The following is an 18,316-nucleotide window of genomic DNA, read 5'->3' as shown; positions in this document are numbered from 1 at the left end:
ATGGGATGGGGCTTTGAGGCCGATGAAGACAGACCGGCGAGTAATTTTGACTGGCTTCGAAGGGCGCCTTGGAGGGCATGGAAAAACCTCCAAAGGTGCTGCGCGAGCGGGGCGTAGACGTATTGACGGCGAGATGCGCGCTGCGTGCCGCGATCCTGGCGATGCGCCGGCGAGGCATGGACGAAGCGACACGAAGGCCCGTTTTTACCGATTTTCTGTGCAAGGCACTACGCGATTGGCATCGCATTGAAATGGCCGCGCTCGTGCCGCCATTTCGCGAGGCAAGCCGCCCATGCCGCCCATGCCGCCCATGCCGCGCATGGCAAAGCGTGCCGCTTACCCGTGATTCGCCGGACTCTTGACCGGCGGCGGACGCCGCAGCGCGCGGCGCACCATGCCGATAATCACGCCGATCAGGAACAGGATCGCCGCCGGCACCACCCAGTAGCCGACGAACGCGTGCCACAGATAAGCCATTAGCGTCGAGCGTCGCACGCTGTATTCGTTGATCGCGTCCTGCTGGCGCGCCGCGTTGGCGGCCAGCACGTCGGCCGGGCAGCCGGCGGCTTTCGCTTCGTCGGGCTTGCCGTGGCAATGCGCGGGCGCACCGGCCGCGCGTTGCACGTCGGTGAAATTCCAGGTGGTCAGCGCGCGGTCGAGATCGACGGCGTTATACGACATTTCCTCGCGGATCTCGTTGACCGCAACGATCGCCACGGGCACGGCCCAGAATACGATGACCAGCAACCACCGCCTCAGCCAGCGGTTTTTATACTTCGATACCATCCTTGCCTCCGGTCGATGCTCAGCAGCACGAACGACAAGATGGCGGCCCGTTTGATCCGGTTGTGTCGGGTAGGTGAGGGTGGGCCGTCTCCGCAGCCATCATAGAAGAAAAACGGCGGGTTCGTGCGGGCGGACAGCGAAGGAAGACAAAGCGCGAGCCGTGCCGGCAAGCGCGCGGCCGGGCCGCGATGGGCGAGGCAGGCCCGATGCGCCGGCGCCCGCGTGCTCGACACAGGCGCCGGCGGGCGCCGGCAGATGCCGACGCCGTGGGAGACGGCGATTGCGTGCGGGCGTTCTAGTTGGCAGCCGCCGGCGCCGACGACGACAGGCAGGTCTTCATGAACGCCTTGCGGTCGTCGCCTTTCTTGCCGGTGGCCTGGGCGTTGCACGCCTTCATCTTGTCCTGCTGGCTCATCGGCGCGGCGGCGGCCGGCTTCGCGGACAGGCAGGTCTTCATGAACGCCTTGCGGTCGTCGCCCTTCTTGTCGCCGGCCTGCTTGTTGCAATCGGCCATTTTGGTCTGCTGGCTGTTCTGCGCGAACGCCGGTGACACGAGTACCGCGCCGAGCACCAGCGCAGCGATAGCGGATTGAATCTTCATGGGACACTCCATCGGTGGTGAAAACGTTTTTGGTCGTTCATGCGCGCGGGCGTCGATAACGGAGAGGCCCCGGCGCATCCATTATGGCGAATGCCGTCTGCGAGAACGTAGAAAAATGCCATCCGGTTGACAAGGGGTGCCGCTCGTTTTCCCTTAGGGGCCCGGTTCACGCGGCATGGTCATGTGCTGTCCATGCACTCTGCGGTGCTGTACGGCCCCGTACCCGAGTGCAAAAAGAGCGGCATGAGAAAGCCGTGAGTCCGCTCTTCCCAGGCTGTTATCGAAGCTCGAACCCGCGCTTTGACGATCAGCAGGCTTCATCCCGCCACAGGCCCAGGAGAAAACCATCGGGCATGAATAACGGCAGTTCTTTCCCGAACTTGAGCCCATATCGGCCTCTGAAAATTTTTTTTCGGCAAATCCTTAAATCGCACTCTTTCACGGGGATTTCGTCACGTCCTCGTCACACGCCCGCGACGATAATCCCCGCGCCCGCAAGTACAAAATCACACGGGCGACCCGCAAAAAGCGGGGGATTTTGCATTTCCAGATCTCGGGGATCTTCAGATGACCATCCGTCACCGCATCACGCTTCTCGTCGTTCTGATGCTCGTCGCGCTATCCGCCATTGGCGGCTACGCCGTGCTTCAGACCCGCAGCAGTGCCGTCAATGTGCGGCAGGTTACTCAAGGTGTCGTGCCGAGCGCGCTCGCGTCGGCGGACCTCGTCTCGCAGGTCAAAGACGTGCAGCTCGCGATGATGACGCTCGTCTATGCGCCCGACGCGAATATGGTTGCGCAGGCCCAGGCGCTTCTGAAGAGCAAGGAAGCCTCGTTGCAGGCCGCACTCGACGTGCAGGCCAGGGCCGCGCAAGGTCAGGCGCAAACGGGACTCGTGAGCCAGGCGCGCGAGAGCCTCGCGAATTATTTCAACGCGGTCAACGACACCGCGAAGATGAAGGCCGAAGGCAAGAACGAACTTGCGCAGGCCTATCTGTTCGCGAACGTCGCGGAGTATCGCGACGAACTCGAAGGTATCGTCGAGACGCTGCGCATCGAGAAGAATCGCCAGAAGGACGCCGCGATCGGGACGCTGAACGACGCGCTCGCCACCACCACGACCGCGATCGCCGCCGCGACCGGCGCGGCCATCGCCGTGCTGGTGCTGATCAGCGCGCTGCTGTATCGCCAGATCACGCGTCCGCTGAGCCGCATGCAGGTCGAGATGAGCGAGATCGCGGCGAGCCAGGACTTCACGCGGCGCGTGCCGGTCGGCCGCATGGACGAGATCGGTCATTCGATCGTCGCGTTCAACGGCATGATCGAAAAGATCCAGCAAAGCTCGCTGCAACTGAAGCAGAAGACCGCCGACATCCAGGCGATGCTGCAGAACATGCAGCAGGGCATTCTGACCGTGGTCGAAGGCGTGGTCGTGCATCCGGAGTACTCGGCCTATCTCGAAGCGATCTTCGAAACGCGCGAGATCGCGGGGCGTCCGCTGCTCGATCTCGTGTTCGGCGGCACCGGCATCGGCAGCGACAGGCTCGCGCAAATCGAGGCCGCGCTCGCAGCATGCATTGGCGAAGACAGCATGAACTTCGAGTTCAACCAGCATCTGCTCGTCAACGAAATCACCAAGCCGATGGCCGATGGTCGCGTGAAGACGCTCGATCTGAGCTGGTCGGCCATCACCGACGAAAACGACGTCGTATTGCGCCTGATGCTGTGCGTGCGCGACGTGACCGAGTTGCGCGCGCTCGCTGCCGAAGCCGGCGAACAGAAACGCCGCCTCGAAATGATCGGCGAAATTCTCGCGGTGAGTCAGGAGAAATTCCATCACTTCGTCGAAAGCGCAACGGGCTTTATCCACGAGAACGAGCGCATCATTCGTCAGCATCACGAACCGAGCCACGAGGCGGTGGCCGAACTGTTCCGCAACATGCATACGGTCAAGGGCAATGCGCGCACCTACAGCTTTGCGCATCTGACCGGCGTCGTGCATGAAACCGAGCAGCGCTATGACGCGTTGCGCCGAGAGAACAGCAGCGAAACGTGGGACCAGCAGTTGCTGATCGAAGACCTGCAACGCGTGAAGGTGGCGCTCGAAACCTATGCGACGATCAACGAGGTGAGCCTCGGCCGCAAGGGACCGGGCCAGCGCGGCGCGATGGAGCGCTATCTGATGGTCGATCGCGAATTGATCCAGAAGCAGTTGAACGTGCTCGACATGCTCGGCAGCGCCGACCCCGCCGATCAGCGCGAACTCGCGGCGTTGCGCGAATCGTTGCAGCGCGAGTTGCGTCTGCTCGGCACCGAATCGATCTACGAGGCACTCGCGGGCGTGATCGAATCGCTGCCGTCGCTGGCAGCCGAACTCGGTAAAGAAGCGCCCACGGTGCGTATCGACAGTAACGGCTATCGTGTGCGCAGCGAGGCGAGCAACACGCTGCGCAACGTGTTTACGCATCTGCTGCGCAATTCGGTCGATCACGGGATCGAGGCCGCCGTCGAGCGTCTTGCGAACGGCAAGCCGACGGCCGGCGTTATCGATCTGGAAGTCGGTGTCGATCATCACGCGCTGCAGATCACGATCAGCGACGACGGGCGCGGCCTCGCGCTCGCGAAGATTCGCGCGGCCGCCGTCGCACGCGGCTGGATCGAGGCCGATGCCGCGCTCAGCGACGAAGCGATTGCGGAGATGATTTTCCGTCCCGGCTTCTCGACCGCGCAAAGCGTGAGCGAGATTTCGGGGCGCGGGGTCGGCATGGATGCGGTGCGCGATTTCGTGCGGCGCGAGCAGGGCCGCATCGAATTGCGTTTTACCGACGAGCGGCGCGGCGCGGACTATCGCCGCTTCCAGACCGTCGTGTATTTCCCCGAAAACTGGGCCGTGGACAGTCTCGACAAATCCGCCGATGCAGCGCAATCGCACGAGCGTGACGCGGATGCTGCCGCGGGCCGGGTCGTGTGTTGAGCGTATGTTGAGTGTAGCGAGGGGAGCCGGTCGTGCTTGAACATTATCTTCTGGCCGCATGCGTGGGCGGCATCGTCGCGGCATTGGCCACGGGAATTTTTTATCGCCGCAAGCTCAAGGCAGGCGAACAGGTGCAGCGCCTCGCGCGCGAGCGCGTCGCGGCGCTCGAAGCGCAACTGGAAGCCGCGCACGGCCTCGCTGAAGAGGCCAGCCGCGAGCATGCCGCGCTCGAAGCGAGGCTTGCCGATCTGCGCGCCGAGGCACAGCAGGGCGCGCACGAGCGCGATGCCTTGCAGACCTCGCTCGACGCCGCGCGTGCCCACGGTGACGAATGGTTGCAGCATGCTACGCGAATCGCGCAGGAAGCGGCTCGTCTGAAGACGCTGTGCATCACGTTCGAGCGCTGGCACGAGCAGATGATTTCGCTGATGTCGCAGAACCGCGACATGCACAAGAAGAACCAGGAGCTGTCCTCGATCGTGCAGCACGTGCTGATCGTCTCGCTCAATGCGTCGATCGAAGCGGCGCGCGCCGGCACGGCCGGCCGCGGCTTCTCGATCGTCGCGGGCGAAGTGCGTTCGCTCGCGTCGCGTTCGCAGGACCTGTCGAAAAGCTATCGCGAGAGCCTGCATCGCAACGATCTGACGACGGCCGCGACGTTTCAGGATATTCAGGCGGGCGGCAAGATGATTACGGCCTCGCTCGGCGGCGTCGAGGCGCTGGCGACGCAGTTTCAATCCCGCCTCGAACAGGCCGCGGCGTGATTACCGATCAGGCGAAGCAAAGCATCGCGGACATCTTCTGCCACGCCGCGCGCGCGCGTTTGCCCGCGACGCCGGGCGATGCGTGCGAGATCGCCGCCGTGCCGAGGTGGAATCGCGATCGTCCGGCCGCGCCGTGCGCGACGGTCCTGACGATCTCGTCGATCGGCTTCCGGCTGCTGTTCGTGCTGCATTTCAGCAATGACGAAGCGACGCGCGCGTATTACGTCGGCGACGACACGACGCGCTCGCTGCCGGAAACGCTGATGGAACTCGGCAACCTCTGTTGCGGCTATATGAACCAGCAACTGGTGAACGTCTTCCCCGATCTCGGCATGTCGACGCCGTATGAACTGCATAGCGCATGCGTCGAGTATCTCGACGAATTGCGGCCCGATCAGGTGTGGACGTATGAGTTGACGATCGGCGGGGCGGTCCGGCTCGGCGTCACCTTATGTCTGTGCGCCCAGGCGCCGCTCGATTTCAGGGCCGAACTCGCCACGGCGGACGAGAGCGAAGGCGCACTCGAACTTTTCTAGCGACACTGCATTCGCACACTGAATACGATGAATCTCAGCAAGCCCGTCAGTAAGGTGCTCGTGCTCGACGACAGTCCTGCACACGCGGAAGCCCTGAAGCTCTTTTTCGATGAGCACAATCTCATTGCGCTGAAGGTGCGCGACAGCCGCCGCCTGAGCGCGGTATTGAGCACCAGCATCGACCTCGGCGGCGTGCTGCTCGCGGACGATTACGGCGGCTCGCTCGACGAGGCCGCTGCGGCTGCGGCGCGCATTCATACTTTGCGTCCCGAACTGCCGGTCATTCTGCGCTTGAGCGGCAACACGCCGCCCGAACAGTTGCCGCACGCATTGAAGAACGCGGCCTGCGCGAGCTTCGATGCCGCGAACATGAGCGCATTGTGCGCGGCTGTCGATCAATACATCTTCAGCCTCGACTTTCCGAATGCGCTCGTGCGCGGTATCGCGGAGATCACGGAAGCGCGGCTCGCGACGCTATTCGACGGCGTCACGGTGCGCCGCGACGCACCCAGCGTCGTGCGCGATCGCATTATCTTCGGCGAGGTGTTCAGCCTGATTCCGCTCGAAGGCACATGGTGCCGCGGCTACATGCTGATGCAGGCGCAGGAGGACCCGCTGCTCGCGATGATCGAACGCGACCGCGCGGCGCGCCGGAGCGGTGCAAATGGTGCAAGCGGTACAAGTGGTGTGAGCGGCCCGGGCGCGGCGGAAGCGGGCTTTCGCGATCTGAACAACCTGCTCGGCGAGTTGACCAATCTGATCTGGGGCGCCTTCAAGGACCGCTTCCTCGGTCCGCAGAGTGCGCGCGAAGCGAGTCAGGTGCAGGTGCCGCTGCTGGTCAATCACAAGCATCGCTACATCTCGTTCGGCTCGGACAATCCGCAACTGCGTTTCCAGTATCTGCTGCACGACGAGACGAGCGGCCAATCGGTCGCGATCGACCAGCGCTTCGTGTTCAACCTGAGCTGGTCACCCGAAGATTTCTCTGAAAACACGCTGGATATCGACGATCTCGTCGAATCGGGCGAGCTCGATCTGTTTTGATACAACGCGTCGGCGACGCAAGGACATTGGCATGGCAAAGATTCTGGTGGTAGACGATTCGAGCACCGTTCGCGATGAAGTCGCGGGCTTTCTGACCAAAAACGGTCTGGACGTCGCGACGGCCATCGACGGCAAGGATGGTCTCGCGAAGCTCAGGACGGATTCAAATATCCGGCTGATCGTGAGCGACGTGAACATGCCGAATATGGACGGCCTGACGATGGTCGAGAAAATTCGCGGCGAACTCGCGAACAAGACCGTCAACGTCATCATGCTCACGACCGAAAGCAGCCCGGCGATGAAGGAGCGCGGCAAGGCGGCCGGTGTGAAGGGCTGGATCGTCAAGCCGTTCAAGGGCGATGCGGTGCTCGAAACGTTCAGGAAGCTGGCGGGCTGAGCGGCGGCGGACCGCCGATCGCCGGCCTGTGGGACGTCAGGGCGGTGCGCGGCGGCCGCTCACCGATGCGACATCGGAACGTCTCGTGGTGCTCGTTGCGCACGAGGTTCGCCTGCCTCATCTCTTGCGGTCATTGATCGCGCTCATTGAGTCAGTCAGGCATGACGCGAAGGCTGATCGCCTGCGATCGTCGGCAACGGCAAGGCCGACCTGAACGCGTTGTCCGGATCGAACCGGCGCTTCAGCTCGACGATACGCGCGGCATTCGCGCCGAAGCTTGCCGCCGCACGTGCCGGATCCCCATTCGCCAGCAGATTGGCATAACACCCCGGCAACGCATGCGTGGCTAGTGCGCTCGACAGACGGGCAACCCAGTCGGCGTGGCGTGCCTCATCGTCGTCACTGCCGGCGTTCCAGCCGGCGACGATCTCGATCAACAGGTGGGGCTCGCGCATCGCGAACGCGGTCGCGTCGGTGGCGATGCGCGTGGCTTCACCGCGGAACTCGTGCGTAACGATCGCGCAGCCGCTGGATGGACGTCGCGCGAACGCATCGAGCAGGATCTCGATCACGGCAGGAGACAGGGCAGGCAGCGAACGGGTGTCCATCAGCACGCGCTGGCCGTTCACGATGTGTGCGTCGAAGAGGGTATTCGATGCACCGTAAGGCTGATGCGCGATCATCGACATGAGTGGATCGCCGGCCGCGAGGAGTGGCGCGACCTGCGCCTCGGCGTCGCCGGGCTTACCACTCCACGTCGGCGCGACGAGCAGCACCGGCGAACCGTCGGGCCCACTGAGCAGACCGAACTGGACTGTCAGCGCATCCGGCTGGTCCGAGGCGATGCTCGCGTAATTCGCCAGCACGGCAGGTGCGGCTTGAATCGGGTAGAAGAGCGGACCGCTGTAGACCGTTTCGAGTCGATGCAGCCGGTGCTCCATCGAAACGACGACACCAAAATTGCCGCCCCCGCCGCGCAACGCCCAGAATAGATCCGCGTGTTGCGTGTCGCTTGTGTGGACGACGGAACCATCGGCCAGCACAACCTCGGCAGACACCAGATTGTCGAGTGCGAGCCCGAAACGGCCAACCAGCGACCCGTAGCCGCCGCCGAGCGTCAGTCCGGCCATCCCGACGGCACCCGATGCGCCGGTTACGACAGCCATCCCTCGCGGATCAGTCGCCGCGAACACGTCGGACGCCAGCGCACCGCCGCCGATCTGGATCGTTCGACCATGGTCGTGGGGCTGCACGTTGCGCATCGAGGTCAGATCGATTACCAGCCCGTCGCACAGCGCGCGACGCGCCCAGTCGTGGCCTCCGCCTCGCACCGACACGGCAAGCCCGCAGTCGCGCGCGATACGCAATGCGGTCTGGACGTCGGCGGCCTGACGGCATACATAGACGCCGGCGGGCCGGCGGTCGCGGCCTCCCGCCCAGATATCGACGGCGTTCTCATAGGACGGATCGCCGGGTATGGCGATCGGCGCATCGGGAAAGGTTTGCCGAAACATACGGCTCGGGAACGGAGAAGCAGGGGGCATGGCTTGATCTCGCAAGGACAACGAACACGGGGAATGTGCGCAAGCGGCGCGAGCCGCTGGCCGCGCCGCTTTGCGTGGGATACGTCAACGGGAACGGGCCGCTGGCCGGGGCGTGCCGATCGCGACAGGACGCACGATCGAACCCGACGCGCCGCGCAACGCGAGCGGGACGACGATGGCCGCGAAGAGCCAGACGCGATCTCGCGCGAGGTCGTCGAGCTTCAGGTTCTGGATTTGCAGTACCCCGGCTTCGACGAGATTGAAGTGATGCGTACCGAACGGCGCATCGGTCCGCATGCCGGCAGGCGGCGCGCTCGCACCCTGGAGCTGCCCGTCGTTCACCGGGTCGGTGAACGGGTTGTCGAGCCCAACCACCACGGGTTCGGACGCAGCGAGGAATGCCGCGCCCGCGGCAGACAACCCCGGGCCGCTGGTGTAGTAGGCGCCGTATCGGGCGTCGCTCCAGCGTCGCCCCCAGCCGGTGTGGATGAACACGATATCGCCGGGAAGAATGCCGCGCTCGAGCAGGTCCTGACGCGCCAGCATCGCGGTGAGATCCTGCTCGGTGATTTCGAAACCTGGCGGCAGTTCGTCGACGCCGTGGTAGCCCGCTGCATCGAGCAGAATTCCCGTGCTCAGGAGCGGTGGCACCTCATCGATTCCCAATCTCGCGAGACGTCCGTGCGGATCGGGTTTGACGACCCGTTGCGGCAGGCCGCCGAAATAGCTCACCTCGTCGGCCGGGAGCGGGCCATGCCCGTCCCAGACGTCTTTCAACACGCCGAAATGACCGAGCGCGTCGATATGCGTGCCCTGCTGGCCGAGCGAGCCGGTGACTGTTTCGAGATTCCCCGCGTGAAGGGTTCCGGGTATCCCCTGTGTCGAGCCGAATTCGAACGACAGCGGTTGCGCGAACGGCGACGACGGTGCGGTGTCGTCGATCGGGTGCGCGAGGTCGTAGCAGCGGGCGCCGCCGGAAAGGAATGGCGCGCAACGTGTCCATGTATCGGGGCCGATGTAGCGCCAGTTGCCGCGGATATCGTCAGGATAAGAAGGGGGCATGTCATCTCCATAGAGACGACCGATATTGGATGTAACGCCAGATTCTGTATTGGACGGATGTGCTCAGGCCGCGACGGGGGCCTGCTTTTCAGTTCCCGCTTTTTCAATTCCCCCTTCTCAGTTCCCCCGGCGCCATGCCGTGGACCTGGCGCATCCATCGCGACAGATGGCTCTGATCGGTAAAGCCGGTCGCGGCGGCAACCTCGGAGAGAGGCTGCGCGCTGCCGCGCAGCAAGTCCACGGCATGCGTTACGCGCAGGCGCATCACGTAGCGATGCGGTGTCATGCCGGTCGCGTGCCGGAACAGCCGGGAAAAATGGAAGCGACTACAGCCCGCCACCGCGGCGAGTTCGGCCACTCCGATCGGTTCGCCGATATGCGCATGAACATAGTCGGACAACATGTTCAATGCCCGCCGACTCAACGCGCCGTGCACGGGGACGAGCGGCGCGGCGACGTGATGCGTGGCGACATGCCGGAAGATCTGGTCCGACACGCTGCTCCAGAACAGTGAGCCGTTCGGAAGCCCCGCTGCTGTTTCCGCGAGCAGCAGGCGCGCGAGGCGCAACAGAGGGTCGTCACGGCCGTGCAGGCGCTCGACCAGGCGCGGTTCGGCGATGTCCGCCCGTAGTGCCTCCATCGCGAAGCACTCGGACGACAGGACCAGCGATACGGCATCGATATCGTCCGGTGCTTCGACGCCACAATCCGCGTTGGCGGGGCAGATGGACAGCGAACCCGCTACCGCCCGATGTTCAAGGCGGCGCCCAGCGATTGCACACCGCAGCATCGACGGTGCCGACATATGGAAGCTGATCAGATGTTCGCCGCAGTGGCCGGCAAGATGCGCGCCGCCGGCAAAACGCAGTGCCGCGACTGCCACCCCGAGGTCGCCCGGCGAGCGCCCGTCGACGAGTACCGCAGGTGCCGCGCCGTCCGCCTGGATAGCGTGCAGGCCTTGTCCGTTCAGCGTTCGTTGTGCATCCAATCACCGCCTCCTGAATGAGCGAATCCGCCCGTGTCGATACACGAGCGCCGTGCATTCACATCCAAGAGCAGATTCGCAAACGCGTCGAATGTAACCTGGAAATGAAAAACGGGCGCTGCATCATGCAGCGCCCGTCGACGTTTCAGCCCTGCTTCTGCCGGAACCTCGTCCCGGCAGAAACGGCATCAACCCTGTTGCTTCACCTCGAGCCGGAACTTGTGCAGCAGCGGCTCCGTGTAGCCGCTCGGCTGCTGGCGTCCCTCGAACACGAGCGCCTGCGCGGCCTTGAACGCGATCGTGCCGTAGCCCGGCGCCATCGGCTGGTAAAGCGGGTCGCCCGCGTTCTGGCCGTCGACGACCTTCGCCATGCGCCGGAACGTCTCCTCGACGAGCTCGCGCTGGATCACGCCGTGATGCAGCCAGTTGGCGATGTGCTGGCTCGAAATACGCAGCGTCGCGCGGTCTTCCATGAGGCCGACGTCGTGAATGTCCGGCACCTTCGAGCAGCCGACGCCCTGGTCGATCCAGCGCACCACGTAGCCGAGAATGCCCTGGGCGTTGTTGTCGACCTCGGCGCGGATTTCCGCGTCGCTCCACTGCGCCTTTTCGACGACCGGAATCGTCAGCAGGCCGTCGAGCAGTTCGTCGCGCACGCTCGCATAGTCGGTGCGTTCGAGTTCCTGCTGAACCGCCTGCACGTCGACCTGGTGATAGTGCAGCGCATGCAGCGCGGCGGCGGTCGGCGAGGGCACCCATGCGGTGTTCGCGCCGGCCTTCGGATGCGCGATCTTCTGTTCGAGCATCGCGTGCATGAGGTCCGGCATCGCCCACATGCCCTTGCCGATCTGCGAGCGGCCGCGCAGGCCCGCGCTCAAACCGACCAGCACGTTGCTGCGCTCGTACGCGGCGATCCACTGGCTCGACTTCATGTCGCCCTTGCGCATCATCGGGCCCGCTTCCATCGCCGTGTGCATCTCGTCGCCGGTGCGATCGAGGAAGCCCGTATTGATGAACGCGACGCGCTCCGACGCTTCGGCGATACAGGCGAGCAGGTTCACGCTGGTGCGGCGCTCCTCGTCCATGATGCCCATCTTGATCGTGTTGCGCGGCAGCTTCAGCAGGTCTTCGACGCGCGCGAACAGCTCGCTCGCGAACGCGACTTCGGCCGGGCCGTGCATCTTCGGCTTGACGATATAGATCGAGCCGGTGCGCGAATTGAGCTTGTTGTTACGGTCGTGCAGCGCGCACAGCGTCGTGATGACCGCGTCGAGAATGCCTTCCGGAATTTCGCGGCCGTCTTTCGTGAGCACGGCCGGGTTGGTCATCAAATGGCCGACGTTGCGAATGAACAGCAGCGAGCGGCCATGCAGCACGACCGGCGCGGCGCCGTTCGCGGCGACGTACACGCGGTCTTCGTTCAGGCGGCGCGTGAAGGTCTTGCCGTTCTTCGTGACCTCTTCGGTCAGGTCGCCGTTCATGAGGCCGAGCCAGTTGCGATAGAGCTGGACCTTGTCGTCGGCATCGACGGCCGCGACCGAATCTTCGCAATCGATGATCGTGCTGACCGCGGCCTCGACCACGACGTCCTTCACGTGCGCGGCATCGGTCTTGCCGATCGCGTCGTTGGCGTCGATCTGGATGTCGAAGTGCAGGCCGTTGTGCTTGAGCAGCACCGACGACGGCGCGCTTGCCTCGCCCTGATAGCCGATGAACTGCCCGGGCGTCTTCAGCGCGCTCGTGCCGTTCTTCAGCGTGACGACAAGCTGGCCGCTCTCGACGCCATAACGCGTTGCATCGGCGTGCGAGCCGTTCGCGAGCGGCGCGGCTTCGTCGAGGAACTTGCGCGCATAGGCGATCACGGCCGCGCCGCGCACCGGGTTGAAGTCCTTGCGTTTTTCGGCGCCGTTCGTCTCGGGAATCGCGTCGGTGCCGTACAGCGCGTCGTAGAGGCTGCCCCAGCGCGCGTTCGCCGCGTTCAGCGCATAGCGCTGGTTCGACAGCGGCACGACGAGCTGCGGGCCGGCCTGTTCGGCGATTTCGCTATCGACGTGGTCGGTCGTCGCTTTGACCTGGGCGGGCACCGGCACGATATAGCCGATGCTTTCGAGAAACGCGCGATACGCGCGCAGATCGCGCACCGGGCCGGGATTGGCGCGATGCCAGTTGTCGAGTTCGGTTTGCAGGCGGTCGCGCTCGGCCAGCAGAGCGCGGTTTTTGGGCGCCAGCTCGTGCACGAGGGCGTCGAAACCCGACCAGAAAGCGGCGCTGTCGAGTCCGGTGCCGGGCAGGGCTTCGGTTTCGACGAACTGGTCGAGATTGGCGGCGACCTGCATTGCGCCGCGCGGGTTCATCTGGGTCATCGACTGCTCCATCAGTTTGAATGGGACCGGCGAGGGGGCACCGGTCCGGGCTTGACAAAATTGCACTACGGGATTGCTCTACGCACTCGCGTCAGACCGCGAGCGCCTGAATGCCGGCCTTCGCGATCTGCACGTCCTGCTCCGACTTGACGCCCGACACGCCGACCGAGCCGATCACCTGGCCGTCGACGACGATCGGCACGCCGCCTTCGAGCGTGCCGAGCAGCGGTGCGCTCAGAAACGCGGTGCGGCCGTTGTTGATCATGTCCTCATACACCTTGGTCTCGCGACGGCCGAGCGCCGCGGTGCGCGCTTTCTCGGTCGCGATGTAGGAGCTCGCCGGCGCGCAGCCGTCGAGACGCAGCAGCGCGAGCGGATGGCCGCCGTCGTCGGCGACCACGATGGCGACGGCCCAGCTGTTTTTCTCGGCTTCCGCGCGGGCGGCGTCGAGAATGCGGGTCGTGTCGGCCACGCTCAATACGGCTTTGCTCAGCATGATGATTGTCCTGTCTCGGTGAGGGTAGGGAAGCGTCTAACGGTTTCTTGTCCGGTGAGCGGCGCGGCGGCGGCGTTGCCGAGGCGCGCGATGAGGGCCGGGCGTGGGCCCTCGGGGGCCTCTCGGCGGCGTCGGGTCTCGATCCGGGCGCCTTCCGGCGGCCTTCCCGCGCGCGTGATGCCCGGGGATTTTACGTCCAAGCGCGCCGGGGCGATACGGCGGCTTCCCTGGGCGCGAGGCAAGCCGCCGGCGCCGCGCCCGACAACCCCGGCCTCCCGCACACGACGCACACCGGCTTCGGCGCTACTGGAAGCCCGCATGCGCGGCGTCTTACAATCGCCTCTCGACCTTAAAAACGCGCTTTTCACGCGCCGTACCGATCATGCCGACCATCCGCGAACTGTTTGTTTATCCGATCAAATCCTGCGCGGGCATTGCGCTCGACGCGGCGCGGCTGTTCGCGACGGGCCTCGAATACGACCGCGGCTGGATGGTCACCGACCCGCACGGCGCGATGCTCACGCAGCGCGCGTATCCGCGCATGGCGCTGATTCGCGTCGAGATCGGCGCGCAGGAACTGATTATTCGCACGCCCGGCATGAGCGAGTTGCGCACGCCGCTCGATGCCGCGCGGCTTGGCGCCGCGCCGAAGGTCGAGACCGTGGTGTGGCGCGATGCGGTCTACGGCCTCGACACCGGCGCGCAAACCGCCGCGTGGTTTACGGACTTTCTGGGGCAGCCCGCGCGGCTCCTGCGCTTCGATCCGGCGCGCGAGCGCAGCGTCGATGGCGGTTACACCGCGAGCGTCGGCGGCGCCACGACCTTGTTCGCCGATGGCTTTCCGCTGCTGGTGGTCGGCCAGGCCTCGCTCGACGACCTCAATGCGCGCCTGAACGGCAAGGGCGCGCCGTCGATCGGGATCGATCGTTTTCGGCCCAACATCGTGCTCGACGGACTCGACGCCTACGAGGAGGACTATGTGGAGACGCTAAGCGCCGAGGCGCAGGCGCACGGCGAAGCGGGCGTCGAGTTGCGGCTCGTCAAGCTATGCACGCGCTGCCCGATGCCGACCATCGATCAGGCGCGCGGCGCGCCCGATCCCGACTGGCCGAACGAGCCGACCGATACGATGCTCGGCTATCGCGGCAGCACGCGCTTCGACGGCGCGGTCACGTTCGGCAACAACGCGCTCGTCGCGAGCGGCAGCGGCGCATGGCTGCGGGTCGGGCAGCGGATCGAGGCGGAGTTGGGGTTTGGCGATTGAGCGGTGCGATCAGCGTTGCCCGGTTGAACCCGTGCGGGATGGCTGGGTGTTTCTAACTGCATGTGCATGTGCGGTCGCTGCCGCTGCCGCTGACTGCTGTTGACTGCATGAGCGTGGCGTCAATGCATGCCCCATCGAGCAGCCGGTAGGTCGCCCGCTACTTTTCCCCACTGCGTTACCGATCCGCATCACGACGAGATTGCCGGGCTGCCGAAGCCCATGCTCGCTCCCGGAACTCGCTCTTATTCTCCCTGCATGCAGGCTCGCAGCGCGCACGCGCACAGTGCTGCGTCGCACCATCGCTGTGCTTTGCCGCCTCGGAACGCGTCGCCTCAGCCCATTCTTCCGGACAGGTACGATCCGGCGCAAAGTCCCACCGCACGGTGCTCAAGCGCACCTTGAGCTCAACCCGAGCGCACCTTTCGCGCGATTGGCACAGCCCTTGCGTTAAGCCTCGCCAGCTACCCAAGGACATCGCGCTCATGAAAATCATCGTTATCGGTCACGGGATGGTCGGCCACAAGCTGGTCGAATGCCTCGCGCAGAACGGCGCGCACGGCCTCGACATCACGGTGCTCGGCGAGGAATCGCGGGCGGCCTACGATCGCGTGCATCTGTCCGAATTTTTCGCGGGCAAGACCGCCGACGATCTCTCGCTCGTCGAGCCCGGTTTCTTCGAGCGCCACGGCATCCGCCTGAAGCTCGACGCGCAAGTCGTCGCGGTCGATCGCACCGCGCGCACGGTGACGATCGCCGGTGGCGAAACGCTGCCCTACGACCGGCTCGTGTTCGCCACGGGCTCGTATCCGTTCGTGCCGCCGGTGCCGGGCCGCGAGCGCGCCGATTGCTTCGTCTACCGAACCATCGACGATCTCGAAGCGATGCGCGAATGCGGTGCGCGCGCAAAGACGGGCACCGTGATCGGCGGCGGCCTGCTCGGTCTCGAATGCGCGAAGGCGCTGCGCGACATGGGCCTGCAAACGCACGTGGTCGAATTCGCGCCGCGTCTGATGGCGGTGCAGGTGGACGACGGCGGCGGGCGCGTATTGCGCAGCCGGATCGAAGACCTCGGCGTGACCGTGCACACGCAGAAGAACACCACGGCGATCGTCGACGGCGAAGCGGGCACGCATCGCATGCAGTTCGCGGACGGCAGCCATCTCGACACCGACATGATCGTGTTTTCCGCGGGCATCCGTCCGCGCGACGATCTCGCGCGTGCCTGCGGGCTCGAACTCGGCGCGCGTGGCGGCATCGCGATCGACGATACCTGCCGCACGAGCGATCCGCACGTCTATGCGATCGGCGAATGCGCGCTGTGGAACGGCCAGGTGTTCGGGCTCGTCGCGCCCGGCTACGAGATGGCGCGCGTGGTCGCGAAGCAATTGCTCGGCACGGCCGCCGCTTTCGCGGGCGCCGATATGAGCACCAAACTGAAGCTGATGGGCGTCGACGTCGCGAGCATCGGCGACGCGCACGGCAATACGCCGGACAGCCGCACCTGGCAGTTCAGCGACGAACGCAAACAGATCTACAAGAAGCTCGTCGTGTCCGGTTGCGGCAAGCATCTGCTCGGCGCGGTGATGGTCGGCGACGCGAGCGAATACGGCACGCTCCTGCAGATGATGCTGAACCGTATCGAACTACCCGAAGCCCCCGAATTCCTGATCCTGCCGCAAGCGGACGGCAACGCGAAACCGGCGCTCGGTGTCGAGGCCTTGCCGGCTGCCGCGCAAATCTGCTCGTGCAACAACGTCTCGAAGGGCGCGTTGTGCGCGGCCGTTTGCGCGGGCGCGGCCGATATCGGCGCGTTGAAAAGCGCGACCGGCGCGGGCACGTCGTGCGGCGGCTGCGTGCCGCTCGTCACGCAGGTGATGAAAGCCGAGATGAAGAAGCAGGGGCTCGCGGTCAACAACCACCTCTGCGAACACTTTCCGTATTCGCGCCAGGAGCTCTATCACCTCGTGCGCGTCGAGGGTCTGCGCAGTTTCGGCGCGCTGCTTGCGAAGCACGGTCACGGGCTCGGCTGCGATATCTGCAAGCCGGTCGTCGCGAGCATTCTCGCGTCGTGCTGGAACGAATTCGTGCTGAAGAAGGAGCACGCGTCGCTACAGGACACCAACGACTACTACCTCGCCAACATCCAGCGCGACGGCACCTATTCGGTCGTGCCGCGCATGGCGGGCGGCGAAGTAACGCCTGACGGCCTGATCGCGGTCGCCCAGGTCGCGAAGAAATACGGCCTCTATACGAAGATCACCGGCGGCCAGCGCGTCGATCTGTTCGGCGCGCGCGTCGAGCAGTTGCCGTCGATCTGGGAAGAGCTGATCGCAGCCGGCTTCGAATCGGGCCATGCGTACGGCAAGTCGCTGCGCACCGTGAAGTCGTGCGTCGGTTCGACGTGGTGCCGCTATGGCGTCGGCGATTCGGTCGGCCTCGCGGTCGAACTCGAGAATCGCTACAAGGGACTGCGCGCGCCGCACAAGATCAAGTTCGGCGTCTCGGGCTGCACGCGCGAATGCGCGGAAGCGCAGGGCAAGGACGTCGGCGTGATCGCGACCGAGAAGGGCTGGAATCTCTACGTGTGCGGCAACGGCGGCATGAAACCGCGCCACGCGGAACTGCTCGCGGCGGACCTCGATCACGCGACGCTCGTGCGCTATATCGACCGCTTCCTGATGTTCTACGTGCGCACCGCCGACCGTCTGCAACGCACGAGCGTGTGGCGCGACAACCTCGAAGGCGGGCTCGACTATCTGATCGACGTAATCGTCAACGATCGCCTCGGTGTCGCCGCCGAACTCGAAGCGGAGATGCAGCACGTGATCGACACCTACGAGTGCGAATGGAAGAAGGCTGTCACCGATCCCGAGACGCGCAAGCGCTTTCGCCATTTCGTCAACAGCAGCGAAGCCGACGGCCATGTCGCGTTCGTCGAGCAACGCGGCCAGATCCGGCCGGCGACGCAAGCCGAGCGGCAGACGCGGCTCGGCGAGAGGCCGGTTATTCCGGTGGTTGCCGAGACGGTTTGACGGCGCCGCTGCTGCTGTTCCGTTGTTATTCCGCCGTTTGTCTACTGTTTGCCCGCTGTTCGCCCGTAGCTTTCCCGCTTGTTCGACGATCTTTCAACGAGGACCCGAGCCATGAAAAACGACTGCCTGCCGCGCCCCTGGACCGCGATCTGCCCACTCGACGACATCGTGCCGAACACCGGCGTCTGCGCCCTGGTGAACGGCGCCCAGGTCGCGGTTTTTCACGTGGACGACGGCGCGGACGACAGCACCGTCTACGCGATCGATAACTTCGATCCGGGTTCGCATGCGGCGGTGCTGTCGCGCGGGCTGGTCGGCAGTGTCGGCGAGCGCATCGTCGTGGCGTCGCCGATCTACAAGCACCACTTCGATCTGCGCACGGGCGAGTGCATCGAGACGCCGTCGTATTCGGTCAGCGCCTTCGCCGCGCGCGTCGAAAACGGCCAGGTGTGGGTCGCGGTTTGACGCG

15 protein-coding genes are annotated in these 18,316 nt (G+C 64.9%); 8 read left to right on the top strand and 7 right to left on the bottom strand.

The window, feature by feature from the left end; translation table 11 throughout:
- Positions 1-336: 336 nt before the first annotated feature.
- Positions 337-786 carry a hypothetical protein gene (locus tag F3J19_RS04430; protein ID WP_167038205.1) on the bottom strand — a complete coding sequence of 150 codons (450 nt, stop codon included), beginning with the start codon at positions 784-786 and terminating at the stop codon, positions 337-339.
- Between the two features lie 295 nt (positions 787-1,081).
- Positions 1,082-1,387 carry a PsiF family protein gene (locus tag F3J19_RS04425; protein WP_167038203.1) on the bottom strand — a complete coding sequence of 102 codons (306 nt, stop codon included), beginning with the start codon at positions 1,385-1,387 and terminating at the stop codon, positions 1,082-1,084.
- A 567-nt stretch (positions 1,388-1,954) separates the two neighbouring features.
- Between F3J19_RS04425 and F3J19_RS04420 the strand changes: the two genes are divergently transcribed.
- From F3J19_RS04420 to F3J19_RS04400, 5 genes are read left to right on the top strand one after another with little or no spacing between them, the layout of a single operon-like run.
- Positions 1,955-4,360, top strand: a complete 2,406-nt coding sequence (locus F3J19_RS04420) for an ATP-binding protein (protein WP_167038202.1) — start codon at positions 1,955-1,957, stop codon at positions 4,358-4,360.
- A 32-nt stretch (positions 4,361-4,392) separates the two neighbouring features.
- Positions 4,393-5,124 carry a methyl-accepting chemotaxis protein gene (locus F3J19_RS04415; RefSeq protein ID WP_167038200.1) on the top strand — a complete coding sequence of 244 codons (732 nt, stop codon included), beginning with the start codon at positions 4,393-4,395 and terminating at the stop codon, positions 5,122-5,124.
- Entirely contained in the window at positions 5,121-5,660 is a 540-nt protein-coding gene (locus F3J19_RS04410; protein ID WP_167038198.1) for a hypothetical protein, read from the top strand. The genes F3J19_RS04415 and F3J19_RS04410 overlap by 4 nt, the downstream gene beginning before the upstream one ends.
- 27 nt (positions 5,661-5,687) lie before the next feature.
- Positions 5,688-6,704: a chemotaxis protein CheX gene (locus tag F3J19_RS04405; protein WP_167038196.1), complete on the top strand. Its 1,017-nt coding sequence runs from the start codon at positions 5,688-5,690 to the stop codon at positions 6,702-6,704.
- Between the two features lie 31 nt (positions 6,705-6,735).
- The gene (locus tag F3J19_RS04400) at positions 6,736-7,101 is read left to right on the top strand and encodes a response regulator (RefSeq protein WP_167038193.1); all 366 of its coding nucleotides are present in this window, start codon (positions 6,736-6,738) and stop codon (positions 7,099-7,101) included.
- Between the two features lie 155 nt (positions 7,102-7,256).
- Here F3J19_RS04400 and F3J19_RS04395 read toward each other — a convergent pair whose 3' ends face one another.
- The 5 genes from F3J19_RS04395 to F3J19_RS04375 all read right to left on the bottom strand — a co-directional run bounded on the left by F3J19_RS04395 (position 7,257) and on the right by F3J19_RS04375 (position 13,551).
- Complete coding sequence (locus F3J19_RS04395) at positions 7,257-8,615, bottom strand: FAD-binding protein (RefSeq protein WP_167038192.1); 1,359 nt, start codon at positions 8,613-8,615, stop codon at positions 7,257-7,259.
- A 114-nt stretch (positions 8,616-8,729) separates the two neighbouring features.
- Entirely contained in the window at positions 8,730-9,707 is a 978-nt protein-coding gene (locus F3J19_RS04390; RefSeq protein ID WP_167038190.1) for a cyclase family protein, read from the bottom strand.
- 103 nt (positions 9,708-9,810) lie between these two features.
- Positions 9,811-10,695 carry an AraC family transcriptional regulator gene (locus F3J19_RS04385; protein ID WP_167038188.1) on the bottom strand — a complete coding sequence of 295 codons (885 nt, stop codon included), beginning with the start codon at positions 10,693-10,695 and terminating at the stop codon, positions 9,811-9,813.
- Between the two features lie 185 nt (positions 10,696-10,880).
- Positions 10,881-13,055 (bottom strand): malate synthase G, encoded by a 2,175-nt coding sequence (locus F3J19_RS04380; protein ID WP_167038186.1) that lies wholly within the window; start codon positions 13,053-13,055, stop codon positions 10,881-10,883.
- Positions 13,056-13,146: 91 nt separating this feature from the next.
- Positions 13,147-13,551 carry a heme-binding protein gene (locus F3J19_RS04375; protein WP_167038184.1) on the bottom strand — a complete coding sequence of 135 codons (405 nt, stop codon included), beginning with the start codon at positions 13,549-13,551 and terminating at the stop codon, positions 13,147-13,149.
- A 382-nt stretch (positions 13,552-13,933) separates the two neighbouring features.
- Between F3J19_RS04375 and F3J19_RS04370 the strand changes: the two genes are divergently transcribed.
- From F3J19_RS04370 to nirD, 3 genes are all read left to right on the top strand, one after another.
- On the top strand, positions 13,934-14,815 hold the full coding sequence (locus F3J19_RS04370) for an MOSC N-terminal beta barrel domain-containing protein (RefSeq protein WP_167038182.1): 882 nt from the start codon (positions 13,934-13,936) through the stop codon (positions 14,813-14,815).
- Between the two features lie 482 nt (positions 14,816-15,297).
- Positions 15,298-17,847, top strand: a complete 2,550-nt coding sequence (gene nirB, locus F3J19_RS04365; RefSeq protein ID WP_167038180.1) for a nitrite reductase large subunit NirB — start codon at positions 15,298-15,300, stop codon at positions 17,845-17,847.
- Positions 17,848-17,958: 111 nt separating this feature from the next.
- Positions 17,959-18,312 (top strand): nitrite reductase small subunit NirD, encoded by a 354-nt coding sequence (nirD, locus tag F3J19_RS04360; RefSeq protein ID WP_167038178.1) that lies wholly within the window; start codon positions 17,959-17,961, stop codon positions 18,310-18,312.
- The last annotated feature ends 4 nt before the right edge of the window (positions 18,313-18,316 follow it).

It is taken from the genome of Burkholderia sp. Ax-1724, assembly GCF_011752995.1.
Classification (GTDB): domain Bacteria; phylum Pseudomonadota; class Gammaproteobacteria; order Burkholderiales; family Burkholderiaceae; genus Paraburkholderia.
The sequence above is the reverse complement of the archived record's forward strand: the minus strand, read 5'-3'. Positions and strand labels throughout refer to the sequence as shown.

Coding starts and splice junctions, on each gene's coding strand:
- F3J19_RS04430 (WP_167038205.1), bottom strand. CDS start 786: ATGGTATCGAAGTATAAAAACCGCTGGCTGAGGCGGTGGTTGCTGGTC.
- F3J19_RS04425 (WP_167038203.1), bottom strand. CDS start 1,387: ATGAAGATTCAATCCGCTATCGCTGCGCTGGTGCTCGGCGCGGTACTC.
- F3J19_RS04420 (WP_167038202.1), top strand. CDS start 1,955: ATGACCATCCGTCACCGCATCACGCTTCTCGTCGTTCTGATGCTCGTC.
- F3J19_RS04405 (WP_167038196.1), top strand. CDS start 5,688: ATGAATCTCAGCAAGCCCGTCAGTAAGGTGCTCGTGCTCGACGACAGT.
- F3J19_RS04400 (WP_167038193.1), top strand. CDS start 6,736: ATGGCAAAGATTCTGGTGGTAGACGATTCGAGCACCGTTCGCGATGAA.
- F3J19_RS04395 (WP_167038192.1), bottom strand. CDS start 8,615: ATGTTTCGGCAAACCTTTCCCGATGCGCCGATCGCCATACCCGGCGAT.
- F3J19_RS04390 (WP_167038190.1), bottom strand. CDS start 9,707: ATGCCCCCTTCTTATCCTGACGATATCCGCGGCAACTGGCGCTACATC.
- F3J19_RS04380 (WP_167038186.1), bottom strand. CDS start 13,055: ATGACCCAGATGAACCCGCGCGGCGCAATGCAGGTCGCCGCCAATCTC.
- F3J19_RS04375 (WP_167038184.1), bottom strand. CDS start 13,551: ATGCTGAGCAAAGCCGTATTGAGCGTGGCCGACACGACCCGCATTCTC.
- F3J19_RS04370 (WP_167038182.1), top strand. CDS start 13,934: ATGCCGACCATCCGCGAACTGTTTGTTTATCCGATCAAATCCTGCGCG.
- nirB (WP_167038180.1), top strand. CDS start 15,298: ATGAAAATCATCGTTATCGGTCACGGGATGGTCGGCCACAAGCTGGTC.
- nirD (WP_167038178.1), top strand. CDS start 17,959: ATGAAAAACGACTGCCTGCCGCGCCCCTGGACCGCGATCTGCCCACTC.